We start from the raw sequence: 11639 nt of genomic DNA on the forward strand, positions 1-11639 counted from the left end.
CAAGACCAATGTCATGGATCCGACGCAACATCCTGTCGGACCCAGACGAAGGTTTCAAGCTGCCGACTTGCTCAGCCCGGTTTCACCGTAAATCGATTCCAGCGCGCGCAGAAGTTCGAGAACCTGAGACGCATTGCTGGAATAATAGATGGTCTGGGCATCACGACGCGTGCGCACAAGCTTTTGCGCGCGCAGCTTGGAGAGATGCTGAGACAATGCCGATTGGCTGAGACCGACCTGATTGGCCAGAACGCCGACCGGCACCTCTCCATTCACGAGATTGCAGAGGATCAGGAGCCTTTTAGGGTTGGCCATTGCCGACAAAAGTGCCGCGGCAGCATTCGAGTTTTCCGAGACTACATGAGTGTTCATATGAAATATCTTTCGCCCCTCGTTCTTGCACGCCTGCCCAACAAGCGTGCAGCAGCTTGAAACAGAATGGAAAAACATAAGCAAAGGAAACTGTTTCTGTATATTACTAAATTTAGCGTACTTATGTAAGCAGTTCGGAATATACGGCAATCAGGCCGTTTAAATCCTCAGGACGCTTTTCGGTTTCAATTCTGATTAGACTCTCGTTTTGCGCGAGCTCCATACCTTCGGCATCCAGTCCACTTATCTCCCAATCGCCTGTTTTTCCTTTAAAAAAATGACGCGCGAGTTGATTGGGAACATTCTCGCCAAGCGCGCAAATATTAGCAATAACTTGCAACTCATGCGAAAGTAGTATGGGCGTCAAATTCGAACGGATGATCAGATCTTCCGCTGAAATTTTATAGGCTTTTCCGAATCCTCCGTTCAAACTGGCGCCTTCCGGCATGATCCGGAAGAAGGCGAAGTCGGGAAAATCGGCATAAAGCTTGGCTTTTGGGTGCCGTCTCAGAAACCGTCGCCGAACACAGGAATGTGATTCGCTATCGGATTCGACTCGCTCTGCCCTCCCCTGGAGGCTGAGCCTCGGCCAAGCCAGCGGGTCACCTTTTTGCGGTTCGCCAAGCAACAGGCAGCAGCGCGGATCGGCAAGCAGTGCCTGCGTATGCTGCGCCAGTCGCGAAATCAGAATGACAGGCGTGGCATCGATATCGGTTGCCACGAGAACCCGACTGGAGAGGGGCGCACCGCTTTCGGGGTCGATGACCGCGATCGCCGCAAAACGCGCCCCGCGCGCCAATGTTCTGGCGAGGGTGCGGGCCTGATCGTCGGTTGGGCGGATAAGTTCCGGTTTTTCAGTCATTGCGCATGGTCCCCGAGGGGCGGCAGCCATGATCCATGCCTGCCGCTTGTCGCGCAATTCCAATCAGACGCGGCGGTGGCGCGTCAATCCCGCAACGATATCCTGCGCTGTAATGACGCCAATGACTGCGCCATTGTCCACCACGCCCACCACACCGGGCTGGCGTGCCATCACATCGAGGATGGTCACCAGACTGGTGTCCGGCGTTGCGGTTCCCGATACGCTGACACTGTTGTCCGTCCCCGGTCGCATGACATCGGAAGCCGTCAGCATGTTGATCGGATTCATGTTTTGAACGAAGTCAGCGACATACTGGTCGGCCGGATTGCGCACGATGTCCTGCGGAGTTCCACATTGCACGATGCGTCCCCCTTCCATGATGGCAATGCGATTGCCGATGCGGAAGGCTTCGTCGAGATCGTGGCTGACGAACAGGATCGTCTTCTTGAGGCGCCGCTGGAATTCCAGCAGTTCGTCCTGAAGGCGCGTGCGGATGAGCGGATCGAGTGCGGAAAACGGCTCGTCCATCAAAAGGATCGGCGCGCCGGTGGCAAAGGCACGGGCAAGGCCGACACGCTGCTGCATGCCGCCGGACAGTTCCTGAACCTTTCGATCAGCCCATTTCGACAGGTTGACCAACTCCAACTGCTCGCCGACCCGTTTCTTGCGTTCTGCTTCCGGAACACCGGCGAGCTCGAGCCCGAAACCGACATTCTCGGCGACCGTGCGCCAGGGTAGCAGTGCGAACTGCTGGAACACCATCGAAACGGTATTCATGCGCAGTTGCCGCAACTCCTCGGAGCTGCATTTGTAGGGATTGATCGCCTTGCCCTTGTCGTAAACCTGCACGTCGCCGCGCACGACCGGCGCAAGTGCATTCACGGCCCGCAGGAGCGTGGATTTGCCCGAGCCGGAGAGACCCATCAGAACCAGGATCTCGCCTTCCTCGATTTCGAGCGAGGCATTGGCGACGCCCAGCACCAGGCCGGTAGCGGCACCGATCTCGTCGCGCGTCTTGCCCTGATCGGCCATGGCAAGCGCCCGTTCGGGGCCGGAGCCGAAGACGATCGAGACATTGTCGAACTTGACGGCGGTCATGCAACATCTCCATCGTCGGAAGAGCGGAAGATACGATCGAGAATGATCGCGAGAATGACGATGCAGAGGCCGGAATCAAAGCCCTTGGCGATATTGACGGTGTTGAGCGCGCGAACCACCGGCACGCCAAGACCGTTTGCGCCGACGAGTGCTGCGATCACCACCATCGACAGCGACAGCATGATCGTCTGGGTCAGGCCCGCCATGATCTGCGGCATGGCAAACGGCAGTTCCACCTTGGTCAGAACCTGACGCTTGGTCGCGCCGAAGGCTTGCGCGGCTTCAACGAGCGACGGCGGCGTCGAAATGATGCCGAGGCGGGTCAGCCGGATGGGAGCCGGAATGGCGAAAATCACCGTCGCGATCAGGCCGGGCACCATGCCGAGGCCGAAGAGAATGAGCGCGGGGATCAGATAGACGAAGGTCGGGATCGTCTGCATCAGGTCAAGGATCGGCCGTACCATGGAATAGAGCCAGGGGCGACGCGCACAGGCAATGCCGATCGGAACACCTACGACCATGGAAACGCCGGTCGCAGCCAGCACCAGCGCCAGCGTTTCCATCGTCTCTTTCCAATATCCCTGATTGTAGATCAGCAGCAATCCCAGCGCGACGAAAAGCGACACACCTATTGAACGGCGGATCCAATAGGCTATTCCGGTAAACACCAGCATCATGAAGAAGGGATAGGCCGGTTCAAGCGCGTGGTCCTTCAGATAAGGAGCCTGAAGCACGAATAGCATGGCCTCAATGGATTCACTGAGTACCTTTGCAATAAAATCAAACAGAAACTTGAGATTCGTCGTCAACCAATCGACGAAGCTTTTAGCCCCTTGTCCGATCATGATTTTGTTACTGGCGTCGAACAGCCATGGCATTAGATCATGCGGAGTGATCATGCGGTTCCCCTCTCACGCAACGATAAGCAAAACGGGCAGCACAAAGCTGCCCGTCGTAATGCGTTGATCAGAGGTCCAGGGCAGCCTTGACGGCGCCAGCGGCATCAGCACCGTCGCGGGTCGTCACACCGGCAAGCCACGGGGTCATCGCATCCGGGTTGGCCTTCAGCCATTCCGAAGCGGCTGCTTCCGGCTCCATGCCGTCGTCGAGGATCTTCTTCATCACCTCGTTCTCCATCTGCAGCGAGAACTTGAGGTTCTTGAGGAAGGTGCCGACATTGCTGCATTCGCCAACATAGCCGGCGCGCGTGTTGGTGTAGATGGTCGCGCCGCCGAGGTTCGGACCGAACACTTCGTCACCGCCCGTCAGGTAGGTGAGCTTGAAGTTGGCGTTCATCGGATGCGGTTCCCAGCCGAGGAAGACGATCGGCTTGCCGTCCTTGTCGAGCTTGGCGGCCTGCGCCAGCATGCCCTGCTCGGAGGATTCAACCAGTTCCATGCCCTTGAGGCCGAACTTGTCTGCATCGATCATGCCGAGGATGAGACGGTTGCCGTCATTGCCCGGCTCGATGCCGTAGATCTTGTTTTCCAGTTCGTCCTTGTGCTTGGCGATATCGGCAAAATCCTTGATGCCGAGAGCTGCACCCGCTTCGTTGGTCGTCAGCGTATACTTGGCGCCTTCAAGGTTCTCGCGCACCACATCCACGGTCTTGGCTTCGCGATAGGGCTTGAGGTCGGCTTCCATGGTCGGCATCCAGTTGCCGAGGAAGACGTCGATATCCTTGTTGGCCATCGACTGGTAGGTCACCGGCACTGACAGAACCTTGACGTCTGTTTCGTAGCCGAGCGCCTTGAGGATGACGGAAGCTGTTCCGGTGGTGGCCGCAATATCGGACCAGCCGACATCGGCGAAGCGAACCGTCGCACAGCTGTCCGGTTCGGCAGCCTGTGCCAAACCCGTTACCGCGAAGACTGAGACCGTCGCGGTCAGCAGGAGTTGGAGCATTTTGGATTTCATGATGTTCTCCCTCTTATTTGATAACCTAGCCAAGCACCATTTCCGGACACATTCAAGCGGATAGGCGTCGCCAACAATCCGATTAGCGACGTTTCCATGCCGCATAAAGATTTATCCTATGATTTGTGCGCAGGTGCGAACAAGAAATCTGTGGTTTCAGCACAGGCCATCTGGCACCAATCGCCGTCTTTTCGCAAAAGCGGATGAACGGCAACGGAACCCGACCATGGCAAAACTCTATTTCTCCTATGCGGCGATGAACGCAGGCAAATCCACCATGCTGATGCAGGCCTCCTATAATTACCAGGAGCGCGGCATGAAGACGGTGATCCTGCTCGCCTCGTTCGACAACCGCGCCGGCCTCGGAAAAGTCGCCTCCCGCATCGGCCTTGAGGCCGAAGCCATCGCATTTCATCCCGGCGACGATCTGTTTTCGCTTGTCAACGACATGCATGATGCCGATCCGATCGCCTGCGTCTTTGTCGATGAGGCCCAGTTCCTCGAACGCGATCAGGTCTGGCAGCTTGCACGCATCGCCGACCGCCTCGGTATACCGGTGATGGCCTATGGGCTTCGGACGGATTTCCAGGGCAAGCTGTTTCCGGGCTCGCAGGAGCTGCTGGCAATTGCCGATGAACTGCGCGAAGTCCGCACGATCTGCCATTGCGGACGCAAGGCAACCATGGTCGCACGCCTTGATTCGAACGGCCGGATCATCCGCGAGGGCGCCCAGGTCGATATCGGCGGCAACGAGAAATATGTCTCCTATTGCCGGCGGCACTGGCAGGACCTGATGGAGGCGGTCGAAGAGACCTGAACATTAGTCTATTCGCGCATGTTTTTTGCTTTATTTTGATCAAAGACAATGTTGCGTCCCGTTCGCCACGCTAAATGGCGATCGTGCACTCTCGCATCTGGCCGGCGGCTTTGCATGCGGAGGTTCCAGGAAAGGACTACGGATGAAAATCAGAATGCTTATGATTGCAGGCGCGGCCCTCAGCCTCGCCGGTGCCGCCCATGCCGATGGTGATGCCAAGGCCGGTGCGACCGTCTTCAAGAAATGCATGGCCTGTCACACCGCGACCGAAGCCAAGAACAAGGTCGGCCCGGCGCTGGTCGGCGTTGTCGGACGCAAGGTCGCGACCGAAGCGGGCTTCAAATATTCCCCGGCCATGATCGAGTACGGCGCTGACGGCAAGGTCTGGGACGAAGCGAACCTGACCGCCTACCTCGCCGACCCGAAAAAGGCTGTTCCGAAGAACAAGATGGCGTTCGTCGGCCTCAAGAAACCCGAAGACATCGTCAACGTCATCACCTATCTCAAGGACCCGTCCAAGGCCAAGTGATAGATCTGTCGGGTCTTTTCTCGAGCGGGCATGCTCCGGCATGTCCGCTATTTTTATGTGAATAAAGGCCCGCCCTTGCGCGTTGGCAATTGAGCACCAAATGTACTGCGTCTGCGGCAGGAACTTCGGTTGAGGCTTTCAAAAAACCTCAAACCGGCTATTGTCGTCGCGAACGAAATTGTCTCAACCGACCGCGCCAGAATGCGCGATCCCAGGGGAAAAATATGGCCACGCTTCAGTCCTTCGATGCCGAAATCGAAAAAACCCGCTCGATCGTTTCCGACATGCGCGGCAAGCTCGACCAGTCGACGGGAATTCTCGACAAGTTCGCGCAGGCCGATGCCAAGATCGGCGATGTCAATTTTGACATCGAAAATGCCCGCATCCAGGATGTCATCAACCAGCAGAAGGTCATGGAAGGCAATATTGCCGATCTGATCATCGGCCTCGAAGATGCGACCAACGTATTCGGCAGCGAATTCGAAAGCATGAAGGGTCAGACCGGCTGGGAAAAGTTCGTCGGCATCTTCTCCAAGCAGAGCGCCCAGCGCATGCGCACCGAACGCGTTCGCAACATGTCGCTGGCCGGCAACCTGCAAGAACTGCTTGCCAAGTCCGACACGATCGTCGGTATGCTGAAAGAGCAGAAGTCGATCCTCGAGAACCGCTACAAATCCTCCGAGACCAACCTCATCCAGGTGATCCAGCGCCGCAAGAACACGATCACCAATCTTGAAGCCGTCCAGAAGCGGATCGAGGAGCTCAATCCCCTGCTGCTCGATATCGAGAACAAGATTGCGGCCACCACCGACCAGATTGCTCGCTCTGACCTCGAGGCCGAACGCTCCAAGCTTGCGACCGAGTACAACGAAAAGCAGGCCAAGGAGCAGGAACTGCTCGCCGAGAGCCAGACGCTCGAGCGCTACACCTCGATGTTCCAGACCTTCGTCGATTCGCTCAACAACCAGTTGGCCGCCCAGAACACGCTGATCAACAAGCTGACGATCGATACCGAGCAGCGCATCGTGCTCTACAAGGCGCTCGAGGATTCGTTGAAGACCGCGGCTCAGCAGGATGTCGCCCACAAGATCAATACCCTCGGCAGCCAGGTCGATACGGCGGCGGAAGAGACGATGGCCGGCATCGGTGCCGCTTCGCAGCGTCATATCGGCGATCTTCTCGAAATGCATGAGAAGAACATGCTCGCGACACAGGATATCCAGCGCCGCAAGAAGCTGGCAGACGATGCCTTCGCACGTCGATTCCAGTCCGTGCTCGACAAGCACAATTCCGCCAACTACGTGAAACCTTCGTAAGCAGAACCGGAAGCTTGGTGGCCTCGCATCGGCGAGCGCCACCACACGGGAGGTATCGATGCCCCAACAAATCACCGCACCGGCCGAGGCGCGACGCCGGCCCTTGCGCATGCTCGGCCTGATCGTCATCGTTCTCGCAGCCCTGTTTTTCATTTTCGGCGGCAGTTTCTACACGATCGATCAGGGCGAACGTGGCGTCATCCTGCGTTACGGCGCAGTCGTTGGCACCGCTGACCCCGGCCTTGGCTTCAAGCTGCCGCTGATCGACCGGGTGGTGAAGATCACAGTCCAGAGCCGGGCCCAGGTCTACGAGAATGTCTCAACCTATTCGCGCGACCAGCAGCCGGCCTCAGTGACGCTTTCTGTCAACTACCGCCTGCCACCCGACCAGGTCGCTAAGATCTATGCCGAATATGGTGGCGAGGAAGGCATCGTCAGCCGCCTGATCGATCGGCGCGTCTATGAGCAGATGAAGAATGTCTTTGGCCGCTTCAACGCCGTCACCGCCATACAGGAACGCGCACGCCTGAATGCCGAGACCGAAGAGGCCATCCGCAAGTTCATTGCCGGGCCGGTGGTGATCGAAAGCGTCCAGATCGAGAATATCGATTTCTCGGATGCCTATGAGCAATCGATCGAAAACCGCATGCTGGCGGAAGTCGAAGTCCAGAAACTGCGCCAGAATGCCGAACGTGAAAAGGTTCAGGCCGAAATTACCGTGACCCAGGCCAACGCCCGGGCCGATGCCATTCGTGCGGAAGCGGAAGCCAATGCGGCGGCCACACGTCTCGCGGGTCAGGCCGAAGCCGATATCATCCGTGCCCGCGGCATGGCCGAAGCCGACACAATCCGGGCCAAGGCTGCGGCACTCAAGGACAATCCCGGTCTCGTCAGCCTGACAGCGACGGAAAAGTGGGACGGCAAACTGCCCAACACCATGGTGCCAGGTTCCGCCCTGCCCTTCATCGGCCTGAAATAGGAGCGTCTCGCAGACATGAATGCGATCGAACCCGCGGTCCAGCAGTATTTCCAGACCGTTCGCGCTGCCTTCGAGGGGCTTGAGCTCTATCTTGACGATCTCAATCGCTCGAACGGTATCCGCGACCTGACCGCCGGACTGGTGATGAAATATGTCGACCGGCTGAAGACCTCGATCGGCTGCTGGGAAAACAAGATCGGTTTCATGGACAGGTTCCGCATCTCGCGGGCGGAATCGGGCTTTCCTGTTTTCCAGAACGTTCTGGAACTGGAAAACGATCGCAAGACCGCGCCGGAACGTCTGGCCTCCATTCCGGAAAGCGCACGTCTCAAGGCCGAGATGGTCGATTTCATTCTGCGCAACAAGGCTTTCCCGGGCGCTATCCAGTCGCGCCTTTCCGAACGGCTCTATCTCGAGCAGGTGGTGAAAGGCGAGGTCTTCTCGCCCTTTATCCTGCCCGAAACCTCGGCCATCTCCGTCAATCCCGAAACGCGCCGACCGGTCTGCATCGTCAACTGGGCCGCCTTCGATGGCAGCCAAACTCTGCCGATGATCTATGTCGCCCGCATCGAAGATTCCTCCGACAATATGGTGCGGATGCTGGTCGACGGGCGCGGTGAATTGAACAAGGATATCGAGGTGCCACTGCCGGTCGGCGGCCTGCTCAATCCGGAACTGGCGCCGCGTTTCGATGATTTCGTCATCCGCAATTCGTCCTATGCGCTGTCGCCGATTACGGTTGCCACCAATCTCGACAAGGATTTTCCGACGCTGCATCCCAAGCAGATGCGCCGCATCGTCATCGGCCCGTTCTACTCGGCCGGGATTACCGAGAACAATGCCGTCATCAACGGCATCCTGTCGCGGGTGAAAAAGGCGGAAAATGCCTGGCTTCTGACCTGGACGGTGCAGGAAGTGTTTTCCCGTCGCGAGAAACCGGCGGTCAAGGGCTTCTTCTCCTCGACCCCGGCCGAACAGGAATTCCATATCGACACCAATGATCTCGAGGCTGCGCGCATGGGTGTCAGCGCCTTCGAGAAACATGCGCTTGTTCCACATGAAGCCTATACGGCGCTCTATGCATCCGGCGAGGCCGAACAGATCTTTGCCGGCTACAAGGTGCATGTGATTTCCGGCAACCAGGTGACGAGTGCGGTGTGAGGGGCGCTGGAGGAGCCCCCCTCACCAACTTAGGCCAGGATGTTATCGAAAATCGAATTCTGGACCCGCTTGATGAGGGGTGAAATCTCCTCAATTCACAGTTTCACGATGAGGAACCCATGTCACTGAACGCCGGACTGACCACCATTCCCGAAGATGACATCGCAAAACACATGGCGGTGGCGCAGAGTTTCGTGACCAAACTCGTCGTGCTCGAAAGCGATGGAGGTCCCACCGGCACCGCCCTTGCCGGCACCGGTCGCCGCTTCGTCTCGACGGTCACGACATCGGGCATGCGGCGCACGCGCGAGGTCGAACTTGTCCGGACCATCCAGTCGGTGCGCGCCGGTGATCAGATGCTGTCACCCAACCAGCACAGCCTGCTCTTCCGCGCCCGCCGCGCCATCATGGTCGGGCTGGCAGTCGCTGATGTCTTCGGGCGCCAGACCAACCTGGAAACCCTGCAATCGCGCAACGCATCGAGCCCGCTTTCGGGGCCGGAAGCGGAGAACTTCAAGGGCCTGCTGGCGGCTGCCGCCTATGTGGCAGCCTTAACCTTTGCCGCCTATCTCGGCGCCACGCTGCCCGGCGAAGGCGAACCGGCCGAAGATGTCACCGAGCCGGACTACCTTTTCGATACGGCGCAGGATGCACTCAAGAGCATGGTCGCCGGTCTCGACCGCGCCATCGCCGGCGCTCCCGACGATCTGGCGCTCATCAGCCGCGCACGCGCCTTCGCTCGCGGTTCGATAGCGGGCCTCGTGTCGCGCAAGGCGCGCTTTACCGGTCTCGCCGCGTTCGAAAATGTCCATATCCGCATCGAACAGGATGACTTCGACCTCAACGGCTTCGATGTCGCACCGGGCCAGAAGCGCAAGCCGCTAGTGATGAGCTTCAAGAAGCCGGAAGAAGTTATCGGCAACCACATTGCCAAATACCAGGGCATGAAGCTCGCCAAGATGATCATGGCCTATGATTTCGAGCGCCAGATGAACCCGTTCGTCGAACTTGGCGGCTTCCTCTTCACCTTCATCGGCGACGGCATGCCCGGCACCGGCAAGACGACGCTGATTCAGATGATCGCCGGCCTGATCAACGATTACTGCCAGGTGGCAGGCTATGCCTTCCACTATGAGAATTTCGGCGTCGACCAGATTTCCTCCTATCAGGGCAAATCGGGCCAGAACTGCAAGGAATTCATCAACAACATCCTCAATCCGAAGGCGATCGGTTTCGGCACCATCGACGATGTCGATCAGGTCGCCGCCAAACGTTCGGATGACCGCGCTTCGGCCGGCCAGCAGGAAGTGACCGCCGTTCTGATGGAAAGTTTCGCCGGCGCCTCGACCGTCGTCCGCGGCAACGCCACGTTCGGCATGTTCTCGAACTATCCGGAGAATGTCGACGACGCACTGCGCCAGCGCGCCGGCGCCCGCTGGCTGGTCGATGGCCCGCAAAGCCGCGACGACTATATCGACATTTTCGCGCTGCTCGCCGGCAAGAACCATTCGATTCCGCTTGGCGAGCACCAGCTCTATGCCAACCAGGAGATAAAGCGGGCAATCGCGACCAGCTACGAGGCGCATGAGACGCCGAAGGAAGAAGGGCTGATGACCGTCTGGGAACGCTTCCAGAAGGAAGTCGGCCATCTCGAGACGATCGCCGATGTCGGCACCTACCTGCATATGATCCGCGAGGCCGAACCGCGCTTCACCGGTCGCGCCATCAAGAACATCACCGATGCGATCAAGATGCGGGCGATGGATGTCGAGTTGCCGGACGAATGGTTCCAGACCCCGGAAGCCTTCATGCACAAGTCCTATGATGACAAGAGAGCGATGATCGCCGAACTGCGCGGCCCGATCACCATCGATATGATCCTGCAGGAGATCAACCGCTACGCCGACAGCGAATTCCGCTACACCGACAAATCCGACGATGTGGCCGTCAACGACATCATTCGCCGTGAACGCCAGCGCGAAAGGGCGATCCGCGAAATCGAGGCGATGCGGAAGGATGGGCGGTGGAATGGCTGATTTGCGGGGTAGTTACAAATAAGGTAGCTTTGTAAGCATCTGTTCCGAAAGGTCTGATCATGACAATCCAAACCGCGATCCAACTGCCTGATGAGGTCTATGAGCGATTGCGCAACCTCGCCGCATCCAGTGGTCTTTCTACTGACGACATCATTTCGGAGGCCATTCTCGACTATCTTGAGGATCTGGACGACGTGACAGTAGCAGAAGAGGTTCTTCGAAAGATTGAGTCCGGCGAAAGCAGGACTTATTCGCTGGAGGAAGTGGAGCGGCGGCTTGGTTTGGGCAATTGAGCTCGACAGCAGCGTCGAAAAACAACTGGAAAAACTGGCGCCTGACGACGCCAAACGAATTCTAAAACATCTGCGCGAACGCGTTGCCAAAGATGAGAATCCAAGACGGCTCGGCAAGGCACTCGTTGGGAAGCAATTTGCAAATCTCTGGCGGTATCGAGTTGGCGACTATCGCATCATCTGCAGGATCGAAGACCAACGCCTCGTCATCCTCGTTATCAAACTCGGCCACCGCCGCGACATCTACAAATAAAGCAGC

General features: G+C 57.9%; 13 protein-coding genes. 8 read left to right on the forward strand and 5 right to left on the reverse strand.

Annotation, left to right across the window (positions count from 1 at the left end; all coding sequences use genetic code 11):
- Positions 1–54: 54 nt before the first annotated feature.
- From Q4481_RS10000 to Q4481_RS10020, 5 genes are all read right to left on the reverse strand, one after another.
- Entirely contained in the window at positions 55–372 is a 318-nt protein-coding gene (locus Q4481_RS10000; protein WP_304376217.1) for an ArsR/SmtB family transcription factor, read from the reverse strand.
- Between the two features lie 121 nt (positions 373–493).
- Positions 494–1234 (reverse strand): HugZ family pyridoxamine 5'-phosphate oxidase, encoded by a 741-nt coding sequence (locus tag Q4481_RS10005; protein ID WP_304376218.1) that lies wholly within the window; start codon positions 1232–1234, stop codon positions 494–496.
- A 63-nt stretch (positions 1235–1297) separates the two neighbouring features.
- A complete protein-coding gene (gene choV / locus Q4481_RS10010; RefSeq protein ID WP_304376219.1) occupies positions 1298–2332 on the reverse strand; it encodes a choline ABC transporter ATP-binding protein in 1035 nt (344 codons plus the stop codon).
- Positions 2329–3210, reverse strand: coding sequence for a choline ABC transporter permease subunit (gene choW / locus Q4481_RS10015; RefSeq protein WP_304376571.1), 882 nt, complete (start codon positions 3208–3210; stop codon positions 2329–2331). Before choW ends, choV begins: the two co-directional genes overlap by 4 nt.
- A gap of 88 nt (positions 3211–3298) precedes the next feature.
- A complete protein-coding gene (locus Q4481_RS10020; RefSeq protein ID WP_377353946.1) occupies positions 3299–4249 on the reverse strand; it encodes a choline ABC transporter substrate-binding protein in 951 nt (316 codons plus the stop codon).
- 226 nt (positions 4250–4475) lie between these two features.
- Between Q4481_RS10020 and Q4481_RS10025 the strand changes: the two genes are divergently transcribed.
- The 8 genes from Q4481_RS10025 (at position 4476) to Q4481_RS10060 (ending at position 11633) form a co-directional block, all read left to right on the forward strand.
- The gene (locus Q4481_RS10025; RefSeq protein ID WP_304376220.1) at positions 4476–5066 is read left to right on the forward strand and encodes a thymidine kinase; all 591 of its coding nucleotides are present in this window, start codon (positions 4476–4478) and stop codon (positions 5064–5066) included.
- A 154-nt stretch (positions 5067–5220) separates the two neighbouring features.
- Positions 5221–5595: a c-type cytochrome gene (locus Q4481_RS10030; RefSeq protein ID WP_304376221.1), complete on the forward strand. Its 375-nt coding sequence runs from the start codon at positions 5221–5223 to the stop codon at positions 5593–5595.
- 224 nt (positions 5596–5819) lie between these two features.
- Positions 5820–6911, forward strand: a complete 1092-nt coding sequence (locus tag Q4481_RS10035) for a coiled-coil domain-containing protein (RefSeq protein WP_304376222.1) — start codon at positions 5820–5822, stop codon at positions 6909–6911.
- 109 nt (positions 6912–7020) lie between these two features.
- On the forward strand, positions 7021–7890 hold the full coding sequence (locus tag Q4481_RS10040; RefSeq protein ID WP_304376574.1) for a prohibitin family protein: 870 nt from the start codon (positions 7021–7023) through the stop codon (positions 7888–7890).
- Positions 7891–7905: 15 nt separating this feature from the next.
- Positions 7906–9051 carry a hypothetical protein gene (locus tag Q4481_RS10045; RefSeq protein ID WP_304376223.1) on the forward strand — a complete coding sequence of 382 codons (1146 nt, stop codon included), beginning with the start codon at positions 7906–7908 and terminating at the stop codon, positions 9049–9051.
- Positions 9052–9170: 119 nt separating this feature from the next.
- Positions 9171–11087 (forward strand): AAA family ATPase, encoded by a 1917-nt coding sequence (locus Q4481_RS10050; protein ID WP_304376224.1) that lies wholly within the window; start codon positions 9171–9173, stop codon positions 11085–11087.
- Between the two features lie 59 nt (positions 11088–11146).
- Positions 11147–11380 (forward strand): type II toxin-antitoxin system RelB family antitoxin, encoded by a 234-nt coding sequence (gene relB, locus Q4481_RS10055; protein WP_304376225.1) that lies wholly within the window; start codon positions 11147–11149, stop codon positions 11378–11380.
- Positions 11364–11633 (forward strand): type II toxin-antitoxin system RelE family toxin, encoded by a 270-nt coding sequence (locus Q4481_RS10060; protein WP_304376226.1) that lies wholly within the window; start codon positions 11364–11366, stop codon positions 11631–11633. The genes relB and Q4481_RS10060 overlap by 17 nt, the downstream gene beginning before the upstream one ends.
- The last annotated feature ends 6 nt before the right edge of the window (positions 11634–11639 follow it).

Origin of the sequence: Fluviirhizobium alvei (assembly GCF_030551875.1) — a bacterium.
GTDB lineage: Bacteria > Pseudomonadota > Alphaproteobacteria > Rhizobiales > Rhizobiaceae > Rhizobium_E > Rhizobium_E alvei.

Excerpts from the sequence above, each read along its gene's own strand:
- Q4481_RS10000 (WP_304376217.1), bottom strand. The coding sequence starts at position 372 with ATGAACACTCATGTAGTCTCGGAAAACTCGAATGCTGCCGCGGCACTT.
- Q4481_RS10005 (WP_304376218.1), bottom strand. The coding sequence starts at position 1,234 with ATGACTGAAAAACCGGAACTTATCCGCCCAACCGACGATCAGGCCCGC.
- choV (WP_304376219.1), bottom strand. The coding sequence starts at position 2,332 with ATGACCGCCGTCAAGTTCGACAATGTCTCGATCGTCTTCGGCTCCGGC.
- choW (WP_304376571.1), bottom strand. The coding sequence starts at position 3,210 with ATGCCATGGCTGTTCGACGCCAGTAACAAAATCATGATCGGACAAGGG.
- Q4481_RS10020 (WP_377353946.1), bottom strand. The coding sequence starts at position 4,249 with ATGAAATCCAAAATGCTCCAACTCCTGCTGACCGCGACGGTCTCAGTC.
- Q4481_RS10025 (WP_304376220.1), top strand. The coding sequence starts at position 4,476 with ATGGCAAAACTCTATTTCTCCTATGCGGCGATGAACGCAGGCAAATCC.
- Q4481_RS10030 (WP_304376221.1), top strand. The coding sequence starts at position 5,221 with ATGCTTATGATTGCAGGCGCGGCCCTCAGCCTCGCCGGTGCCGCCCAT.
- Q4481_RS10035 (WP_304376222.1), top strand. The coding sequence starts at position 5,820 with ATGGCCACGCTTCAGTCCTTCGATGCCGAAATCGAAAAAACCCGCTCG.
- Q4481_RS10040 (WP_304376574.1), top strand. The coding sequence starts at position 7,021 with ATGCTCGGCCTGATCGTCATCGTTCTCGCAGCCCTGTTTTTCATTTTC.
- Q4481_RS10045 (WP_304376223.1), top strand. The coding sequence starts at position 7,906 with ATGAATGCGATCGAACCCGCGGTCCAGCAGTATTTCCAGACCGTTCGC.
- Q4481_RS10050 (WP_304376224.1), top strand. The coding sequence starts at position 9,171 with ATGTCACTGAACGCCGGACTGACCACCATTCCCGAAGATGACATCGCA.
- relB (WP_304376225.1), top strand. The coding sequence starts at position 11,147 with ATGACAATCCAAACCGCGATCCAACTGCCTGATGAGGTCTATGAGCGA.